We start from the raw sequence: 17,626 nt of genomic DNA, 5'->3' as shown, positions 1-17,626 counted from the left end.
TTTTTCAAGTGAGCTTGTCTTTTAATCCTCTAATGAGTTCGTCGCTTGTCTTACGACTTTATCGATTATTTTTTCGGCTGTTTCAAGGTCTTTTTCTTTTATTGCAATTTGCAACTCTGACAACCAATCAAGGTGACTTCTTAAAAACGCTTTGAATATTTGATTTTCTTCTTTAATTTTGCACACGTCCTTTTTCCTTGCTGATAACCATTATAACTCTTTTACTTGTATTCCGTGAATATCAATTTTAGCTTGATGATACGAAGCTGTTAGCATTATATTAAGAAGTTAAAGAATGAAGGTGAACTGATGGAAATGAAGGATAATTATTATATTACCTTTGGTTCTCAAATGGGAGATAATGCTTCTAGTAAAGCTGTTAGCCCCCATCTAGATGAGTTAAGCCAATTATTATATAAACATTTTGACAAAATATATTGTGGAGAGATAGATGAAATAGCCCCAATTCTCCGTGTAGATGGAGAATTATGGTACTGGGAATTTGAAATCAACTATTAACTTGAACATGGCCTTTAATAAAACATATTCCACTGTTGTTTAAAACGAGCAACCCTACTATCGATTTTCACAAGAAAATTTAGCGCTAAACTTCGAGTAATTCTAATTATCATGGTATTCATGAGATTCTATTAAAAATAGTCTATCTTACCTCTATTATTAACTAAAAAGGAGGATGATCATGACGTAGGTCACGACCATCCTCTGTAAGTATAGACATTTGCGCTTTTCTTATAAGTCGTCAAAGCCATTATCGATGGCATTAACTTTTACATACTGGCGTGACTTTTGTTCGAAGAAATCTGTTTTCGTGCCATCTATATTATCAGCATAGGCACGGATCCATTTCATAGGATTCTCTACATACTCCGGGTAGATTTCATGAAGACCGATAAGACGCAGCATTTTATTAGCGCGGTACTTAATATATCCATGCATATCATCTAAATCAATTCCCTCAATGTCCTTGAGCACATAGTTTGACCATTCAATTTCGAGCTCCACTGATTCTTTGTATTGATCGTACACCCAGTTCATCATATCCTCATTATTAAGCTCAGGATTTTCCGCCAGTACAGCGCGGAATAACTCTGAGATAAATCGTCCATGCTCTAGTTCATCTCTATTAATATAGCTAATCATTGTAGAGGTACCTACCATTTTGTTATAGCGCGCAAGGTTATAAAAATAGGCAAATCCCGAGTAGAAAAATAAACCCTCTAGTAACGTTGTGTAAGTTAATGTTTTTAATATATTTTCTGTCGTTGGATTCTCCACAAACTCATTATAGTATTTCATAATATTTTGGTTGCGCTTTAATAATATCTCATCCGTTCTTCCAAATTCGAAGGATTTATTTTGTTCATTAAGCGAAACAACGGAGGACAACACATAAGAATAACTTTCATTATGTACAGCTTCCTGCTGCGCGATTACTGCCATAATAGATTGTACGGATGAATCTGTAGCGTAAAGTGACAGCAACAGAGCTGTACGAGTCTGGGGCGCATCTAATGTAGCCAGTAGACCAATTATTTTCAAATAGGCCTCCTGCTCCGATTTTGTTAAGCTATCAAATTGCTTAATATCATTCGACATATTAATCTCATCTGCTTGCCAATAGTTCCCTAGTAAGCGTTTATAGATTTTATGCCAATGCGGATAAGCTATATCATTCCAGTTTAAAATTCCACTCGATTTCCCATTAAATATCCCTGTGGATTTGTTTGGGTTTCTAGGTTCTAATGTTTTTGCCTTTAACATTTTCCAAAACTCCCTCTAGCCATTTTGTAACTATTTTTTCTTGACTTCCTCTTGGTGATTGTTCTATTTTCAAACCTTCATATTCACAAGCATAAAACTCGGTTAGTTTGTTTACAGCATTGCAAAATAAGTCGTCGCCACCGAATTGTGTGTCTCCTGAACCAAATATATAGACATTTTTCGGTTTATAGCCCACTGCTCGAACAAATTCCTTCACTTCATCCGGAATGCCACCCTCGTCCCAAGTGAAGGTTCCTAGAAATAGGAAGTCGTATGCCGATAGCTGTGGCACTATCCCATCACCTATTTCATACATGTCCACCATATAACCTTGTTCCTCTAAATTCACTTTTAAAAGTTCAGCTATCTCTTCTGTATTTCCGCTATAGCTCAAATAACAAATGATGGTTTTCATTAGCTCGAGCAAGACTCACATTCTACCAGTTCTATTGAAGTGGAACGTACATAATAAGTTGTTTTTAGACCACTATTCCAGGCATCTAAGTGCAGCGCTAACAATTCCTTAGCTTTAATAGTATTTTGAACATATAGATTTAGCGAAACACCTTGGTCGATATGTCTTTGACGGGCGGCATTTTGTTTTAACGTCCAATGCTGGTCGATAAAGTAAGCTGATTTGTAATACCATGTCGTCTCTGAATTTAAATCTGGGACTGTCACTGGAATTTTATAATCTTTCTTTTCCTCTGAATAGGTCTTTTGGAAAATCGGATCAATACTTGCCGTACTTCCCGCTAAAATGGAAGTAGATGAGTTTGGTGCAACGGCCATCAAATATCCATTTCGGATACCATTTTCAGCTACTTTATCACGCAGACTTACCCATTCCTCTCCTTCATATTGTCGATTTTCAAAATAAGCCCCTGTTTGCCAATCAGAACCTTCGAATAAAGGGTAGGCCCCTTTTTCCTTCGCAAGATTTAAGGAAGCTTGAATCGTCAAATAGGCAATTCTTTCATATAGATTATCAGCAAGCTCTACCGCTTCCTCTGATTCCCAACGAATTTGCTTAAGGGCAAGTAAATGATGCCAACCAAACGTTCCAAGTCCAATTCCACGGTACCTTGCGTTTGTGCGCTCTGCCTGTGGCACTGGAATCATGTTCATATCTATAACATTGTCTAACATTCTTACCTGGATGTTTATCAATCGTTCTAGTACATCCTCTGGTACTGCTTTACCTAAATTAATAGAAGAAAGGTTACAAACTACGAAATCACCAGGTTTTCTGCGAGTTACAATCACATCGTCCTCTAGCTGGATGGATTCAAATTCAGTGGCACTTTGGTTTTGAAAAATTTCCGTACAAAGATTACTACTATAAATCATTCCAACATGCTTGTTTGGATTACGGCGATTCACTTCATCTCTATAAAACATAAATGGGACACCCGTTTCTAACTGGGATCGCATAATTCGCTTCATCAAATCTATTGCTGGAACTGTTTCTCGTGAAAGGCGATGATCCATTACACATTCTTCATACTTTTCTCTGAAAGAACCATCTCCACGTTTTTCATCATAAAAGTCTTCTAATGAGTAACCTTTGAGCTGACGAACCTCGTGAGGGTCAAACAAATGCCATTCTCCTCTTGCATCAACCTTTTCCATAAACAAATCTGGCAAGCATACACCAGTAAAAATATCATGTGCTCGAAGTCGTTCATCGCCATTATTTAGTCTTAAATCTAAAAATGTAAATATATCTTTATGCCACACATCTAAGTAAACAGCTACTGCACCTTGACGTTGGCCTAGCTGATCTACGCTGACAGCTGTATTGTTTAGTTGCTTTATCCATGGAAGAACGCCACTAGACGCTCCCACAAAACCTCTTATAGAAGAGCCCCGGCTACGGACCTTGCCCATATAAACGCCTATTCCTCCTCCAAACTTAGAAAGTGTGGCTATGTCTGTGTTGCTATCATAAATTCCTTGTAGACTGTCATCAACCGTGTCGATAAAACAGCTAGAAAGCTGCCCGTGTGGCTTTCCTGCATTAGAAAGAGTAGGAGTAGCAACCGTCATATATAAATTGCTCATCGCCCAATAGGCTTCTTTAATTTTTTCTATGCGGTTTTCTTTTTCGTCCTTCATTAGCGTCATTGCAATAATCATCCAGCGTTCTTGTGGCAATTCTACAATAGTCTTATCAAAATCCTTCGCTACATAACGATCTAAAAGCGTTTTTAAAGCTATATATGTGAAGAGGAAGTCTCTTTCAGTAACGAGGATTTCTGCTAATTGCTCTAATTCCTCTGTAGAATAGGTTTCTATGATACGAGAATCATAAATTCCCTTAGCCGATAGCTTTTGAACGTTATCTGCAAACTTTGTATAGACTGCATCTGCCGTTGTATTTCTTCGTTCCGCTTGTTGCGAATATACTTCTGCTAAATAGATTCGAGCCGCTACAAATGTCCAATAAGGTTCATGTTCATCAAGAAAGCTCAGTGACTCTAAGGACATGGCTTTAGACCAGCTAGCAATATTGCCCTCTGGGTGTTTTTGTAGCCACTTGTCATGTGACCTCCTTAATGGTGCTATCTTTTCTTCCCCAAACTCCTGTGTTAATTGGTATAGTACCTGTTGTTTTTCTGTGTTTGAAATAATGGTCATTTAGAATTCCTCCCTGTCTTTACATAACAAAAAAGCGATGGCTCTAGCCTCTTCGGCTGAGTCATCGCTCACGATTTTAAAGTAGGAAACAACAAGACGTATCGTTCGTTTAAAGATAGAGTCTCTCGCCCCCACCTCTCAACCCCCGAAGAAAGTGTTGCTTCACCGATAAACAGGCAGGTCTACTGGCTCGTGTTTCTTCCTTCTGCTGGCCTTCCCACGAAAAATCGCAGTGGCATATTCAACAGTTGTCCACACTTACAGTTGCGGGGACAGCTTCGGTATTTCACCGAATTCCCTTTTAAACCATAACGGTACCTTTTCATCGTATAAATACTATATATTGTGTTTTGGTTACTTATATACCCTAACATATTGTGTTTAAACTTGTACATAGGTAAAAAGACTAGACGTTTGATACACAGCTTTATTTCTGTACATTAAACTAATTTCATATCCCTTTAATCGCTCTTTCTAATCTCTATTCTATATAAATTTTATAAGCTTTCGTAGCCGTATTATGAAAACTTACTTTCGTATTTATTCATACAGGCTTACCTTGCAGCTTTACCTTCTTTTTCTTAGCTTTCATATGACCGCTCCAGGAGAGGTTTGTTCCCATTCGAAGAATCATTTCCAAGGGACCTCGTTTGAATACCTTCAAGTAGTAGTAGCTACCTATACACTGTAGAACAAAAATTACAAAGCCCAGCAAGACACTATTTAGCATGCCCAAAGAGCCAAATTGTCCTAAACCGTATCCGTAATAGATAAAAGTACAAATAACACTTTGCATAATGTAATTTGTTAAAGAAAGTTTCCCAACACTTTCAAAACCAATGAAAACCTTGTTACCTGAGAACTTTATAAATAGGATAGCAAATATACCAATATAGGATATACACAGTAATTGTGTACCCATTTGTAATAGAACTGCTGTCCAATTTGTTTCTTCTCCAATAATAGCGATAGATTTTAAAAGTAAACTAATTGGCAAAAGAGCCATACTTAATATATACCATTTTTGTTCTCGTTCCATGTGTAGAAATAAGCCACCCTTTGCAGCTGCCATACCAAACAAAAACATCGGTGACGTCAACAATGGTCCAAACAAAAGCATAAACAAGCTAAAAAATATTTTCTCCCCTTCACTTTCAAAATACAGTGGATCCTCTGTATTTCTGTGTTGCTTAATTTCCTCATAAGAGCCATTTTGATAGACTTCATTTGTGGTTTCTATGTATAATGATTGCTTTTCCAACTCTTCCTTACTTTTTTCTTCCATTCCGTAACTAAGAGCACCAGTCAATACAAACAAAACAGTTCCCCATATAATTAAAGTTTTCTTTTTTCTATTTAAAAAAAGTAATAGGAATAATCCCATTAACCCGTAAAAGGCTAGAATATCCCCTTCCCATAAATAGGTTGAATGAAGTAAACCTAGAATAAAAAGAAATATAAAACGTCTCCATAAATGCCTTTTTACTTTTCCGTTCTTTTTTTTAATTGATTCTGCTAGTTTTATTAATGAAAAACCAAACAAAAAAGTGAATATCGGCATAAAACTACCTTCTACTGCTATTTTAAGAATAGCATAAATAGTCTTGTCTGTGGCAGAAGCCGTAAAGTACTCTAATTCTTCCTTTCCCCATATACCGTAATGGAAAATTAACAAATTCGCTAATAATATACCAAACAAACTGATTCCTCTTAAAGCATCTATAAAACGCACTCTTTCTTCTTTCATCATGAAACCTCCTAAAAATATCTCTTAGTTAGTATAAAATGGTAAGCTTATAATAAATTGAAACTAACCTTACAGAAACCTTAAATATTTCTAGGAGTGATTTACTAATGGAAGAAACTAATATTTTGATAGTTGAAGACGAGCTTGCTATCGCTGAGATGGTAGAAATTATTTTAAGAAAAGAAAATTTTCGACATATTGTTATTTGTGAAACTTACCAGAAGGCAAGTAATTATATTTCCAATATGCATTATGATTTATATATTCTCGATATAATGCTTCCGGATGGAGTGGGACTTGATTTAGCTAAACAAATTCGTTTTAAATCCGATGCTCCTATATTTTTTCTAACAGCAAAAGAAAGTGATGCTGACAAAATAAGAGGATTTATGAATGGAGCTGACGATTACATAACAAAACCTTTTAATCCACTGGAATTAGCTGCTCGAGTGAAAGCACACATGAAACGCTATACTTCTTCCTTTAAAGCTTCCGATGAAAAAGTATATAAATTCGGCCATTTTTTGTTAGATAAGGGAAGCGCAGAACTTACTGTGAACGGAGAAAAAAGCATTGTTACGGGCAAACTATTTCATTTACTACTCCTATTTTGTGAAAACGCCGGACAGATTTTATCTAAGGAGCAAATTTTTCTTTCTATCTGGGGAGAAGACAGTTATATAGATGACAACACAATCATGGTACATATACGGAGACTCCGAGAGAAGATTGAACAAAACCCTAGTAATCCTAAACAGCTGATTACAATTAGAGGGATTGGCTATAAGCTCGTAAACGAGGCGAAATAGTAATGAGACTTTCAAGTAAAATATCTCTAAGATTTTTAGTTTATTTTGTTGTATTTTATGCTGTATTATTTTTAGTCACATTTGGAATGTTTGCTTATATCATTTTCGACCTGCTTTCAAAGGAAGCTATCTCAGATATTCGTGCATTGGAAGCCTTTGAAATAGAAAGTGACATTGCAAAACAACCGGATGGCAGCTATGTATTTTCGGAGGACTTTATTAAATTGGCTAAGCAAAACTCCGGCCATTTATATCTTGTAGACCAAGCAGGCGAAGTACTTGCAACTACTGAACAAGAAATACTACCTATTGAATGGGTTGACATACAGAAACAAGATCACGCTGTTTGGGAGTTAACAGACCAGCTGTTCTTACTTTTCATAGAAAACCAACCTGTAGATTTGTTGCTTGGTAAACTTTACATTAATAATAAAATTCAAATGAACGATGAGCTGGAAAAGGAGTTTTCATCTGTAGATGCAGCCGTTGAAATATATAACCAAGATGGGATAAGAGAAGAAATCCTTTATGGAGATGTATATAAAGCATTAAGTAGCATGGAGATAGTTACAAATAGTCAGGATTACTTTGAAAGAAAAGAAATTACTGCCTTTCAAACGATGGAAAATGGAAAAGTCCTAGTAGTACGAATGCCAAATACTAATTATCATCCCTTTGAACCAGCCTTAATAGATACTATGAAAAAGCTAGTGTTCTCCATTTTAGCGTTCCATCTCTTCCTGTTTATCTTTACTATTCTTTTTTCCATTTGGATTGGATATCGATTTGGTCGTCCCTTACTATATTTCTTACATAGAATTGAAAAATTAAGCGTAAAGGACTACGATCCTCCAAATGACAAAAAATTACGTTCCCCAAAATCCGGTAGATTTAAACGAAAATACCGTATATACGAGGAAGTGGACAAGTCACTAGCTAGGTTAGCAAATACATTGAAAAGTAACGAAGAGAAAATAATAAAAACGGAAAAACTAAGAGAGGATTGGATCACTGGTCTCTCTCACGACTTAAAAACCCCTCTTAGTTCTATTTATGGATATTCTATAATGCTATCATCTAATGAGTACACATGGACCCCCATAGAGGTACAACGTTTCGCTAAAACAATGCAGGAAAAATCTATTTATATGAATGCGTTAATCGAGGATTTGACATATACTTACCAGTTGAAAAACGATGCGATTCAACTTAACAAAGAAAAGTTGAATCTCTTTGATTTTTTAAGGTCCTATGTTTACGCCTGTGATTGGAATGATATTCAAGAACCTATAGGAAACAAGGATATTACCGTCTATTTAGATGCAAAGCTATTTGAACGGGTTCTCGACAATCTTGTAGGAAATGCAGTAAAACATACTCCGAAGGGCACCAAGGTACACTTAGAAATTTATGAAAAAGATAGCTTAGCCTGTCTGGTCATCCGAGATGAGGGACCTGGTATTCCAAAGGTAGCTTTAGACAACTTGTTTAACCGTTATTATAGAGGTACAAATACTACCTCTGAAATTTCGGGCACTGGGCTTGGTTTAGCAATCTCCAAGCAACTAATAGAAGCACATAACGGAACGATACTGGTAGAATCCTCAAAAATAGGAACACTGGTGACCGTCACTTTTCCAATAGAATAAAAAAGCATTGGGAGCTCCCAATGCTTTTTGTTTTTCTTATAAAAATATAATAACTGCTAGTACTGCAGCTAATACAATACGATAAATTGCGAACGGAGTTAACTTGACTTTATCGATCAGTTTCAAGAAGAAGCGTATCGATATTAATGCAAAAACAAATGCGCTGACAAAGCCCACTGCATAGAAGCCAATGTGATCCATCTCTACATATTCCCAGTTTTTCAAAAGAGAAAGGAAGCTTGCCCCTGCCATAATCGGCACAGCCATGATGAAAGTAAAATCTGCCGCCGTTTTATGGTTCATCCCTAATAATACCCCACCGGAAATAGTTGATCCAGAACGAGAAAACCCTGGCCATAATGATAGACATTGTATAAGCCCTACAAGAATCGCCTGCTTATATGTAATCTTGTCTAGTGTATTCGTTTTCGGATGCTTAGGTCCTAACTTATCTGCTATAATCATTAAAATAGCACCAAGCACTAAACCTATTAAAACCGTCTTTGTTGTAAATAAATGCTCATCGATATAATCCTCAAATAACACACCAAGTACACCAGCCGGAATAAGACCAACAATTACGTGAGTCAGTTTTAACTGTTCACCTTTTGGCGCATCCTTTATTTGATATAAGCCTATTAAACTTAGTAGCCTTTTCCAAAAAACAACAACTACAGCGAGAATCGACCCAAGTTGAATAACAATTTTAAATGTATTTGCTGAATATTCCCCTAAAAAATCTTTTGTTTGCAGCCACATATCATCCACAATAATCATATGACCCGTAGATGATACTGGAGCAAATTCTGTCATACCTTCTACAAAACCTAATATTAGTGCTTTAAATAATTCTAGAATTTCCATACGATCTCCTTAGTCACGTTTTTTAAAATACCATACTAAAAATGCAATACCTACAATTGCTAAAATAATATAAACTATGTTCGAATAGATATCCATATACCCTACGATATCTTCCCAATTTTCACCAACTGCTGATCCTACTGAAACTAAAATAGTATTCCAAATAAGAGTACCTAAAGTAGTAAATAGAAGGAACAGCCAAAACTTCATGTTTGACATCCCTGCTGGAATAGAAATCAGGCTTCTTACTAATGGAATAAGTCGTCCAAAAAATACTGCCCATACGCCGTATTTATCAAACCAGGCATCTGCCTTATGAATATCTTTTACAGTCAATCTCAAGAATTTACCGTATTTCTTTACAATCTTCTCTAAACGCTCTACATCTAATAACAAACCAATCCCATATAGAATGGCTGCCCCTATCACTGACCCTGCTGTAGCTGCCAAAATAACACCTAGCTTGGTCATGGAAGTAGATGTCGTCATAAATCCTCCGAGCGTTAAAATGACCTCAGAAGGGATTGGCGGAAAAACATTCTCTAATAAAATCAATAAAAATACGCCAAAATATCCAAACTGGTTCATCCATTCTGTGATCCAGGCTTCCATTAAACTTCCACATCCTCTAACTTAATCTCAATCGACCAAAGCTCTGATCGACTACCTAGTCGAATTGGTGGTCCCCAAAATCCAAAACCAGAAGATACAATCGCGTGCATACTCCCTTTTTCCCTATACCCATAATCCAGCTCAAAAATTCTTTGAGTAAACAAATGATTCGGCCACATTTGTCCACGATGCGTATGGCCAGAAACATGAAAGTCTACCTTTTCTTTCTCTGGTATAAGTAAATTGGAAGGTGTGTGATCCATCACAAACCAAGGTAAATTCTTTTCTTTTGGAGCCAATTCAGATAACTCTTTTCGATTTCTATTTGTTAAATCCTCACGTCCTGTCAAATAGAACGTATCTGCCACTAAGATTGTTTCATCTAATAGCATTTGCACACTAGATGCTTCCATTTCTTCTATTAAGAGTGGAATTTTCTTTCCGTAGTATTCGTGATTTCCCAAAACCCCATAATTACCATACGTTGATCGTAGCTGCTTCATCACCTCGGACATGCCTTTTTTTACAAACCAAATCGGGTCATCGTCCACTAAATCTCCAACCAATAAGACAAGATCAGGATTTTGTTCATTTGATTTTTTTACAAATCGCATTAAATGCGCTTTATTGGACAATAAGCCAAGATGGAAATCAGATGCAACGACAACTTTTAGACTGTCCACTGATGCATCCTTTTTTGGCATGGTAATTTTAAGCTCGCGAACAACTGGCGAGAAAGCGTTATATGTTCCTAGTAGCATTATTAACACAAAAAATAATAAAACAATCCCACCTATCAGCTTTAACTGCCCTGGAAAAACCCATGCAAATATAGTTGCAACAGGAAAAAGGAGAATCCCATATTGCATGACGATAAGCCAATAAGAACCTATTATACTAAAAGTTCTAAGTCTGTGGTCAAGCCTTGCGATAATAATCGCAAAAGCAAATAAGAACCAGATAACTAAAAACAGCCAAGAATTGATGGTAAAGAAAGCTTCTAACCATGTTGAAACGCTCCAACCAAAGTAAAAAACAATAGACGAATATATAATGATAGCTAATATAATAGAGCCAATTTTTTTCATTGTGAAATTCTCCATTTTTGTCTTTTCCCATTAGTATAGCAGATTTGAATAATTTACTCTTTCTCAGCCTCTAGACCGAGAAGAAAATCATGTTTAAGACCGTTTGGCTAAACACAAGGAATTGGTAAGCTATATATACAGACGAGAGGAGGAACAAACATATGAAAAAATTTGGTTTAGTTACACTTGGAATAATCGCAGGAATTGTCGCTTTGGTGAATCTTGGTCCGTTGTTAGGATTAGGGATATCCGCGCTATTCGTCTTTGCAGGTGTACATTTTTATCTAAAGAGCGACTCTAGCTTATTGAAAATCTTTTGGGCAATTGTTGGAATTATCGGGTTATTAACAGCTATTTCTAACATACCTGGATTTGTTGGTATCTTATCTATTGTCGCACTTTATTTCATCTGGAAGAAGTGGAAAAAGGACGACATCTCCCTTTCGATACCCAAAACTGATGACCCATTCGTAAACTTCGAAAAACAGTGGAACGAACTTAACAAATAAGGAGGAAACTATCATGACATCATTACTACAACGATTAAAGTATTCAGTCGAAGCAGATCTACACCGATTATTTGATAAAAAAGAGGAAAAAAACCCAATTGCTATGCTTAACCAATACATTCGTGAAGCGGAAAAGCAAACTGAACAAACAGGTAAATGGTTAGAGCGCCAAGGCAAACTAAAATTAGAGCTTGAAAAAGAATTAACAGAAACATTACAAATGGCAGAGAAACGTCAAAAACAAGTGGAGCTAGCTACCGCTACAGGCGAAGAGGATCTAATCTCCTTTGCTCAAGCTGAGGTAAATGCTTATAACGAGCGTGCTAAAACTTTACAAAACAGCATTCGTCAAACAATGGAGGAGCTCTTTGGATTAGAACGTAAGTATGAAGAGATGAAACACAAGGTGAAAGATATGAAGGTCCGACAATTACAGCTGATGGGGAAAGAAAATGTAACTCGCGCCCACCACCAAATGGATCAATTATTAAAGCCTGAAGAAACACAGAAAAACTTTGGTACTTTCCAAGACATGGAGCAATACATTGAACGTCTAGGACAGAAGATCGAAAAAGAGCATGAAATCACTTCAATGGAACAACGTTTAGAACAATTAGAAAAAAACGAACAACCAAAGGCTGAAATTGTGTAAAATATAGAAAAGGTTGTCCATTTTTTAGGACTAATGAGGAGAAGGCAAGCGCCTTCTCCTTCTCATGCATTACTATGCGAAGAAGGGAGAATACAAGCATGAAAGAAAACCAAACAAACAAGCTAGCTTTTTTTCTTATTTGTTTTGTTTTTCTCATTTTTATAGAAGCTACTATATTTGGGAATGGCAATATTATATTAGTCCTTCTTGGCATAGGAATGATGTACTTTAGCTTGCGAAAGCAGTCTAAGTATATTTTCTGGCTAGGTTTTATTTTTCTTATTTTGGCTGTCTTTTCGATGTGGAGTCTACGATTATTTTTAGTAGCCATCATTGTTTATTCCCTTTATAAGCTTTGGAAAAATGAACCCATCAGCCAGGTGATTAAACCATTTGGAACGGTATATGAAGAAACACCGAATAGTATTATTCAAAATAAGCTATTCACATCACAGTCTACTCCATTTCAAGCCTATGAATGGCAAGATGTACATGTGCAAAGCTTTTACGGTGACTACTTGATCGACGTGACGGAAACGGTGCTCCCAAAAGGTACCTCCCTTATTTCTATTCGTCAGTCTTTAGGTAAGGTCACTATTTATGTACCATATGAGATCCCAGTCCGCATACATTATACTACCGTTATCGGCGAAGCCCATATTCTTTCTCGTGGTGCTCGTCGTTTGTGGAACCAAACCGTTCTTGTAAAGGATGGGTATTCGGAAGATGTTGCTCACTCTGCTGAGCTAGTGATTACTGTTTCTACTTGGATTGGAGATATCGAGGTGATCCGGAAATGAGAATATTTTTGGGGCAAGGAATCTCCATCTTTACCTACTTAGTTATTATTATCGCTTTGCTTTTGTATGTTATTTGGGGATGGCCTAATGAAGAGGCATGGTTGTCGTTATTAGAGACGACCTATGCCCAAATCCCTTTTGGTGTGTGGATTGTATTTGTTCTAGCCTTCATAAGCTTTGGTTTTTCATTGAACACACTCCAAAAGGTACGAAGCCAAGAAAAGAAAATAGAAACGAGCCTACGACCTTTACTTGCAGAAACCTTTGAACCGAGTAAGAAAAAATATACTCAAACAAAGCGAATGCAGGCGACTGTTACCCAACTGGAACAACTAATATTAACTCAGCGAAAAACATTGCAACGTATTACCAACGAAAAGGCAGAAACACAGGACAGAATTATTCAGGAAAGACTAGTCCAAGAAAGACAAAGACTGGCTAGAGAGCTTCATGACTCTGTATCTCAGCAGCTCTTTGCAGCCTCCATGCTCCTCTCTACTATGGTTGAAATAGAGGAAGCTAAAAATGGAGAAGTGCCAAAGACATTAATGCAAACGGAAAAAATTGTGCAACAGGCCCAATTAGAAATGCGTGCTTTACTACTTCATTTACGTCCTGCCGCTCTACACAATAAAACCCTAAAGGAAGGCTTAGAAGAGTTACTTCAGGAGCTTCAGGAGAAAGTGTTTTTTACCATTCGATACAGATTAGAAGAGGTTTCCTTATCTAAAGGTGCTGAGGATCATTTATTCCGTATTGCACAGGAAACTCTATCAAATACGTTAAGACATGCTAAAGCAACTGAAGTAGACATTCTATTCGTGGAAAGAGACAATCTTGCCATTTTCCGTGTACAGGATAACGGGGTTGGCTTTGAAGTAGGAGAAGGTAAAAATGGCTCTTACGGAATTCAAAGTGTCAGAGAACGTGCGGTTGAAATTGGAGCTACTTGTAAGGTAGTATCTGTTCCTTCTCAAGGGACAATTGTAGAAGTTAAACTGCCGATTGAAAAGCCAGTAGCCCAACCGATAAATTTAGAAAAAATTACAACCGCAGAGAGGAGTGAATAGAATGATACGTATTTTGTTAGCTGACGATCATGAAATGGTACGAATTGGGGTTTCGGCATACTTACAGGCACAGCCAGATATGGAGGTCGTTGCGGAGGCCGTGAATGGTCAAGAAGCCGTTGACATGGCTCTTGAGCACAGACCTGACATCATCCTTATGGACATGGTCATGCCTATTTTAAACGGTGCAGAGGCAACTCGGGAAATTATCCAAAAATGGCCCACAGCAAAGGTAATGGTTGTCACTAGTTTTATAGACGATGACAAGGTATACCCCGCACTAGAGGCAGGAGCAATTAGCTATTTATTGAAAACCTCGAAAGCTTCTCATATAGCTGATTCTATTCGTAAAACTTTAAGTGGGAATGCCGTATTAGAGCCAGAGGTAACCAATAAAATGATGATGCGAATGCGCCAAGGCTCCGGGCATGCACTACATGAAGATTTAACCGATCGAGAAAGAGAGGTACTTCTTCTCATGGCTGAAGGTAAAACTAATCAGGAAATAGCGGACACTTTATACATTGCTTTAAAAACTGCAAAAACACACGTAAGCAACATATTATCTAAGCTGGAGGTCAATGATCGAACTCAAGCTGTCATTTATGCGTATGAGCATAAGTTAGTCTCTACAAAAAAATAACCAATCCTCTCGAGCTGTCATATGCTATTAAAAAGACAGCCAAAGGATGATAGACAACATATGAATCCCAAAAACAACGACAAATCCAGTGAGCAACCAAACTTAGGCGCAACTTTGGACTTCTTGGGCTCTGTCGTCGTGACATTAGGTTTTCTTATTGGCACGATTGGAGAAGGAATTACCCTCCAAGAAAACTTAGAAGAAGAGCAATCCGAAAAAAAATCTAAGAGCAATCAAAAACTCCAGCTTTCTCAAATAGAAAAAAAATTAGACTACGTCATTAACGAACTTGAAGCATTAAAAAGAAAGAGATGACCCTATACATAAGAGGGTCATCTTTTTGTCTGTTTTAGCAGTGTCAGTAAAACTATATATTTTTTTGAACTACTGATAAATCATTTTTTGTTAGTAGTACCACTTTCATCTCATACTTACTAAACTTCTTTAAAAATTCTGGTTTCATCTGTTTTTCAAAGTAGCTTGTCCATTGAAACATTTTTAGAAAAATAGAAAAGGTCGGTTGGTAGTTAGCCTCTTCCAATCTAAGCACTTGACGGGCATACCTCTTTGTAATTCGGAAATACCTAATAGACACAGGAATATCTAAAAAAATAATGTAATCGGAAGCTTCTAATCCTGGATCCGTCCAATCTATATGTACACCCTCGATTATCCATTGGTCGAGGTTAACTGCTTCTTTTAGCAGCTCATCCCTTTTTTCCACAGAATTCCTAATATCCCCTTGCCCTTGATGATTTCTAGTCCAAACAAAGTTATCTGTTTCAAAATGGGGAATTCTATAATGTTGTGCCAACTGGCGAGCAAGTGTTGTTTTCCCACTTCCTACAGAGCCTACAATATATATTTTCATATTTTACACCGCATTTGCTTGATTGATAGAATGAATGACTCCGGCATGAACCCCCTCATGCCAAACAATGAATTGGACAATTGCTTCTACTGTTTCCATGCTATGTAGATTTCCTATTTCTAACGTTTCAATTAAGTAATCCTGAAGATTAGGTGCTAAAAGGGCCAGTATACGGTCTAGCTGGTCTTTTAAACTAACTATTAGTTCTTCCTTTGAAGGTGAGACCTCCTGCCATTCATCCGAATCTGTCCCTGGAGCAAAAAATTGTATCCATTCGGGATGAACAATGCTGTAGGTTGGAATTGCTTTTTGAACCAATATTTCCATTTGTACATAGATGTGTCCTACGTTCCATCGGACGGTGTTGGAGAATCCTTTAGGCTTTATATCCCACATATCTTCCTTGCACTGTTTGATCCTTCCTAGTGTATAGATTCTCGCAAAGTTAAGTTGGTATAAAGATTCCATGACTTCCCACCTCTTTTTAATTTGAGTATATCATTTATGGGAAAATTCTGTCTCCTACTACTTGTTTTATATTTTACTAGGTGGTATCTTTTACAAGAAAGGAGAGATTAATATAGACCAACCACGAAGTATTCCTAAAACAATCGAAGTTTACAAGCGTTCCATTCATCGTCTTTCTACTCAACATCCACTAATACCGCACATAGAAAATCGGATTTACAGTCTTAAAGCTGGTTATGCTGGTGAGACTTACGTTGATAATTTTTTAAAACAGAGCCCCTTTTCTAAGCATTACTCAATTTTAAAAGACCTCCACTTTTCTATTTCTGATTCCATCTATCTTCAAATAGACACCATGATTCTTACCCCAAAGTATTTAGCAATCCTTGAAGTCAAAAATATTCGCGGGAAAATCTCCTTCCAAAGAAATCCCGAACAACTTATACGAGAAATCGACGACCAAATCACTGCATTTAAATGTCCCTAGCAACAAGTAATACGCAATACCCAAAAGCTAGCTTTACTACTACATCCCCTAAAAATTCAAATTCCAATTAAATCTTTTATTGTATTTGCATCTACCAAAACTATAGTGGCACAACCTCCTAAACAAGTGAAAGCAGTTATGGGCTGCGATATTGCCACCCACATCGATTCACTCAATGCACTCCCTGATGTTTTATCCATTACTAAATTTCAACAACTAATAAAATATCTAATGACACATTCGACAGAGTTTATTCCGAAGCCTCTATCTCATAGCTATCCGTTGGAACTTACAGATATAAAACGAGGAACGCTATGTTCACAATGCTTTCAATTTGTAGAAGGTAATTGCCCTATTTGTGGAACATTAAAAAAAATAATGCAGCATCAAGCATTAGAGGACTGGTTTTATTTGTATAAAGAATCTATCTCTAACAAAGAGTGTGTGGACTTCCTAAATCTAAAAGATAAGCATATGGCGTCATACTTAATGAAGACCTCTAGATTATATCCGGTAAACAACACGAGAAGCAGATATTATGTAATCCAAAAAAGATAAATGCCACTGTCTCTGGATAATTCATGTGTTTACAGAGTGTGGTTGGATTAAGGCCTCATTTCCAATTCCTATTCCTTCTCTCGAGACAGTTTGACGACAATCTGGAGCTCCTTTACTACAATCGAACTCTACTTTACGACAATTACACGCTGGTTTACTACAATCCATTTCCGACTCCTTCTCTCGAGATAGTTTTACGACAATCCCGAGCCTGTTTACGACAATCGGAGGATCGATTACTACAATCAAGCTCTACTTTACTACAATCACACGCTACTTTACTACAATGCACTTCCTCCCCCTTACTTCGAGACAGTTTGACGACAATCTGGAGCTCCTTTACTACAATCGAGCTCTACTTTACGACAATTACACGC

22 protein-coding genes and 1 riboswitch are annotated in these 17,626 nt (G+C 37.0%); of the genes, 11 read left to right on the top strand and 11 right to left on the bottom strand.

Annotation, left to right across the window (positions count from 1 at the left end):
- Positions 1-21: 21 nt before the first annotated feature.
- Entirely contained in the window at positions 22-186 is a 165-nt protein-coding gene (locus tag ACQKNZ_RS00625) for a hypothetical protein (RefSeq protein WP_427657469.1), read from the bottom strand.
- A gap of 123 nt (positions 187-309) precedes the next feature.
- Between ACQKNZ_RS00625 and ACQKNZ_RS00620 the strand changes: the two genes are divergently transcribed.
- Positions 310-519, top strand: a complete 210-nt coding sequence (locus ACQKNZ_RS00620; protein ID WP_427657467.1) for a hypothetical protein — start codon at positions 310-312, stop codon at positions 517-519.
- A gap of 231 nt (positions 520-750) precedes the next feature.
- Here ACQKNZ_RS00620 and ACQKNZ_RS00615 read toward each other — a convergent pair whose 3' ends face one another.
- From ACQKNZ_RS00615 to ACQKNZ_RS00600, 4 genes are all read right to left on the bottom strand, one after another.
- Complete coding sequence (locus tag ACQKNZ_RS00615; RefSeq protein ID WP_427657465.1) at positions 751-1,782, bottom strand: ribonucleotide-diphosphate reductase subunit beta; 1,032 nt, start codon at positions 1,780-1,782, stop codon at positions 751-753.
- Positions 1,754-2,197: a flavodoxin gene (locus ACQKNZ_RS00610; RefSeq protein ID WP_340862369.1), complete on the bottom strand. Its 444-nt coding sequence runs from the start codon at positions 2,195-2,197 to the stop codon at positions 1,754-1,756. Before ACQKNZ_RS00610 ends, ACQKNZ_RS00615 begins: the two co-directional genes overlap by 29 nt.
- Positions 2,197-4,422 carry a ribonucleoside-diphosphate reductase subunit alpha gene (locus tag ACQKNZ_RS00605; RefSeq protein ID WP_427657463.1) on the bottom strand — a complete coding sequence of 742 codons (2,226 nt, stop codon included), beginning with the start codon at positions 4,420-4,422 and terminating at the stop codon, positions 2,197-2,199. Before ACQKNZ_RS00605 ends, ACQKNZ_RS00610 begins: the two co-directional genes overlap by 1 nt.
- Positions 4,423-4,580: 158 nt before the next feature.
- A riboswitch (cobalamin riboswitch) is annotated at positions 4,581-4,759 on the bottom strand.
- A 207-nt stretch (positions 4,760-4,966) separates the two neighbouring features.
- Positions 4,967-6,169: a DUF418 domain-containing protein gene (locus ACQKNZ_RS00600; RefSeq protein ID WP_427657461.1), complete on the bottom strand. Its 1,203-nt coding sequence runs from the start codon at positions 6,167-6,169 to the stop codon at positions 4,967-4,969.
- 107 nt (positions 6,170-6,276) lie between these two features.
- On the opposite strand from ACQKNZ_RS00600, the gene ACQKNZ_RS00595 reads away from it, so the two are divergent.
- Both ACQKNZ_RS00595 and ACQKNZ_RS00590 read left to right on the top strand, forming a co-directional pair.
- Positions 6,277-6,978, top strand: coding sequence for a response regulator transcription factor (locus tag ACQKNZ_RS00595; RefSeq protein ID WP_427657459.1), 702 nt, complete (start codon positions 6,277-6,279; stop codon positions 6,976-6,978).
- Between the two features lie 2 nt (positions 6,979-6,980).
- Positions 6,981-8,627, top strand: coding sequence for a sensor histidine kinase (locus tag ACQKNZ_RS00590; RefSeq protein ID WP_427657458.1), 1,647 nt, complete (start codon positions 6,981-6,983; stop codon positions 8,625-8,627).
- 36 nt (positions 8,628-8,663) lie between these two features.
- On the opposite strand, the gene ACQKNZ_RS00585 is transcribed toward ACQKNZ_RS00590, so the two are convergent.
- Genes ACQKNZ_RS00585 through ACQKNZ_RS00575 form a run of 3 tightly spaced genes read right to left on the bottom strand, consistent with a single transcriptional unit; the run spans position 8,664 to position 11,191 of the window.
- Positions 8,664-9,491 (bottom strand): undecaprenyl-diphosphate phosphatase, encoded by an 828-nt coding sequence (locus tag ACQKNZ_RS00585; protein WP_144538375.1) that lies wholly within the window; start codon positions 9,489-9,491, stop codon positions 8,664-8,666.
- Positions 9,492-9,500: 9 nt separating this feature from the next.
- Entirely contained in the window at positions 9,501-10,103 is a 603-nt protein-coding gene (locus tag ACQKNZ_RS00580) for a DedA family protein (protein WP_427657455.1), read from the bottom strand.
- The gene (locus tag ACQKNZ_RS00575) at positions 10,103-11,191 is read right to left on the bottom strand and encodes a metallophosphoesterase (RefSeq protein WP_340862364.1); all 1,089 of its coding nucleotides are present in this window, start codon (positions 11,189-11,191) and stop codon (positions 10,103-10,105) included. The genes ACQKNZ_RS00580 and ACQKNZ_RS00575 overlap by 1 nt, the downstream gene beginning before the upstream one ends.
- Positions 11,192-11,352: 161 nt before the next feature.
- Between ACQKNZ_RS00575 and ACQKNZ_RS00570 the strand changes: the two genes are divergently transcribed.
- The 6 genes from ACQKNZ_RS00570 to ACQKNZ_RS00545 all read left to right on the top strand — a co-directional run bounded on the left by ACQKNZ_RS00570 (position 11,353) and on the right by ACQKNZ_RS00545 (position 15,180).
- A complete protein-coding gene (locus tag ACQKNZ_RS00570; RefSeq protein WP_144538372.1) occupies positions 11,353-11,700 on the top strand; it encodes an ABC transporter permease in 348 nt (115 codons plus the stop codon).
- A 13-nt stretch (positions 11,701-11,713) separates the two neighbouring features.
- Positions 11,714-12,352, top strand: a complete 639-nt coding sequence (locus tag ACQKNZ_RS00565) for a PspA/IM30 family protein (RefSeq protein ID WP_144538371.1) — start codon at positions 11,714-11,716, stop codon at positions 12,350-12,352.
- Between the two features lie 98 nt (positions 12,353-12,450).
- Positions 12,451-13,152 (top strand): cell wall-active antibiotics response protein LiaF, encoded by a 702-nt coding sequence (gene liaF, locus ACQKNZ_RS00560; protein ID WP_144538370.1) that lies wholly within the window; start codon positions 12,451-12,453, stop codon positions 13,150-13,152.
- Positions 13,149-14,222: a sensor histidine kinase gene (locus ACQKNZ_RS00555; RefSeq protein ID WP_144538369.1), complete on the top strand. Its 1,074-nt coding sequence runs from the start codon at positions 13,149-13,151 to the stop codon at positions 14,220-14,222. The genes liaF and ACQKNZ_RS00555 overlap by 4 nt, the downstream gene beginning before the upstream one ends.
- A gap of 1 nt (position 14,223) precedes the next feature.
- Positions 14,224-14,865, top strand: coding sequence for a response regulator (locus tag ACQKNZ_RS00550; protein WP_427657452.1), 642 nt, complete (start codon positions 14,224-14,226; stop codon positions 14,863-14,865).
- Between the two features lie 21 nt (positions 14,866-14,886).
- Positions 14,887-15,180 (top strand): hypothetical protein, encoded by a 294-nt coding sequence (locus tag ACQKNZ_RS00545; RefSeq protein WP_144538367.1) that lies wholly within the window; start codon positions 14,887-14,889, stop codon positions 15,178-15,180.
- Between the two features lie 52 nt (positions 15,181-15,232).
- Here ACQKNZ_RS00545 and ACQKNZ_RS00540 read toward each other — a convergent pair whose 3' ends face one another.
- Complete coding sequence (locus ACQKNZ_RS00540; protein ID WP_144538366.1) at positions 15,233-15,736, bottom strand: AAA family ATPase; 504 nt, start codon at positions 15,734-15,736, stop codon at positions 15,233-15,235.
- 3 nt (positions 15,737-15,739) lie between these two features.
- Entirely contained in the window at positions 15,740-16,204 is a 465-nt protein-coding gene (locus ACQKNZ_RS00535; RefSeq protein WP_427657449.1) for a DinB family protein, read from the bottom strand.
- Between the two features lie 61 nt (positions 16,205-16,265).
- Here ACQKNZ_RS00535 and ACQKNZ_RS00530 point away from each other — a divergent pair, with 61 nt between their 5' ends.
- Positions 16,266-16,691: a nuclease-related domain-containing protein gene (locus tag ACQKNZ_RS00530; RefSeq protein WP_427657447.1), complete on the top strand. Its 426-nt coding sequence runs from the start codon at positions 16,266-16,268 to the stop codon at positions 16,689-16,691.
- Between the two features lie 126 nt (positions 16,692-16,817).
- On the top strand, positions 16,818-17,249 hold the full coding sequence (locus ACQKNZ_RS00525; protein WP_427657445.1) for a hypothetical protein: 432 nt from the start codon (positions 16,818-16,820) through the stop codon (positions 17,247-17,249).
- A gap of 21 nt (positions 17,250-17,270) precedes the next feature.
- Here the strand turns inward: ACQKNZ_RS00525 and ACQKNZ_RS00520 are convergent, their stop codons facing one another.
- On the bottom strand, positions 17,271-17,498 hold the full coding sequence (locus tag ACQKNZ_RS00520; RefSeq protein WP_427657443.1) for a hypothetical protein: 228 nt from the start codon (positions 17,496-17,498) through the stop codon (positions 17,271-17,273).
- Positions 17,499-17,626: the final 128 nt, after the last annotated feature.

The organism is Psychrobacillus sp. NPDC093200 (assembly GCF_050280345.1).
GTDB classification, from domain to species: domain Bacteria; phylum Bacillota; class Bacilli; order Bacillales_A; family Planococcaceae; genus Psychrobacillus; species Psychrobacillus faecigallinarum.
Note: the sequence above shows the minus strand (reverse complement) of the source record. Positions and strands in the feature narration are given on the sequence as shown.

Bases quoted from the DNA above. Each gene is read 5' to 3' on its own strand.
- ACQKNZ_RS00620 (WP_427657467.1), top strand. From the start codon at position 310: ATGGAAATGAAGGATAATTATTATATTACCTTTGGTTCTCAAATGGGA.
- ACQKNZ_RS00615 (WP_427657465.1), bottom strand. From the start codon at position 1,782: ATGTTAAAGGCAAAAACATTAGAACCTAGAAACCCAAACAAATCCACA.
- ACQKNZ_RS00610 (WP_340862369.1), bottom strand. From the start codon at position 2,197: ATGAAAACCATCATTTGTTATTTGAGCTATAGCGGAAATACAGAAGAG.
- ACQKNZ_RS00605 (WP_427657463.1), bottom strand. From the start codon at position 4,422: ATGACCATTATTTCAAACACAGAAAAACAACAGGTACTATACCAATTA.
- ACQKNZ_RS00600 (WP_427657461.1), bottom strand. From the start codon at position 6,169: ATGAAAGAAGAAAGAGTGCGTTTTATAGATGCTTTAAGAGGAATCAGT.
- ACQKNZ_RS00595 (WP_427657459.1), top strand. From the start codon at position 6,277: ATGGAAGAAACTAATATTTTGATAGTTGAAGACGAGCTTGCTATCGCT.
- ACQKNZ_RS00590 (WP_427657458.1), top strand. From the start codon at position 6,981: ATGAGACTTTCAAGTAAAATATCTCTAAGATTTTTAGTTTATTTTGTT.
- ACQKNZ_RS00585 (WP_144538375.1), bottom strand. From the start codon at position 9,491: ATGGAAATTCTAGAATTATTTAAAGCACTAATATTAGGTTTTGTAGAA.
- ACQKNZ_RS00580 (WP_427657455.1), bottom strand. From the start codon at position 10,103: ATGGAAGCCTGGATCACAGAATGGATGAACCAGTTTGGATATTTTGGC.
- ACQKNZ_RS00575 (WP_340862364.1), bottom strand. From the start codon at position 11,191: ATGAAAAAAATTGGCTCTATTATATTAGCTATCATTATATATTCGTCT.
- ACQKNZ_RS00570 (WP_144538372.1), top strand. From the start codon at position 11,353: ATGAAAAAATTTGGTTTAGTTACACTTGGAATAATCGCAGGAATTGTC.
- ACQKNZ_RS00565 (WP_144538371.1), top strand. From the start codon at position 11,714: ATGACATCATTACTACAACGATTAAAGTATTCAGTCGAAGCAGATCTA.
- liaF (WP_144538370.1), top strand. From the start codon at position 12,451: ATGAAAGAAAACCAAACAAACAAGCTAGCTTTTTTTCTTATTTGTTTT.
- ACQKNZ_RS00555 (WP_144538369.1), top strand. From the start codon at position 13,149: ATGAGAATATTTTTGGGGCAAGGAATCTCCATCTTTACCTACTTAGTT.
- ACQKNZ_RS00550 (WP_427657452.1), top strand. From the start codon at position 14,224: ATGATACGTATTTTGTTAGCTGACGATCATGAAATGGTACGAATTGGG.
- ACQKNZ_RS00545 (WP_144538367.1), top strand. From the start codon at position 14,887: ATGCTATTAAAAAGACAGCCAAAGGATGATAGACAACATATGAATCCC.
- ACQKNZ_RS00540 (WP_144538366.1), bottom strand. From the start codon at position 15,736: ATGAAAATATATATTGTAGGCTCTGTAGGAAGTGGGAAAACAACACTT.
- ACQKNZ_RS00535 (WP_427657449.1), bottom strand. From the start codon at position 16,204: ATGGAATCTTTATACCAACTTAACTTTGCGAGAATCTATACACTAGGA.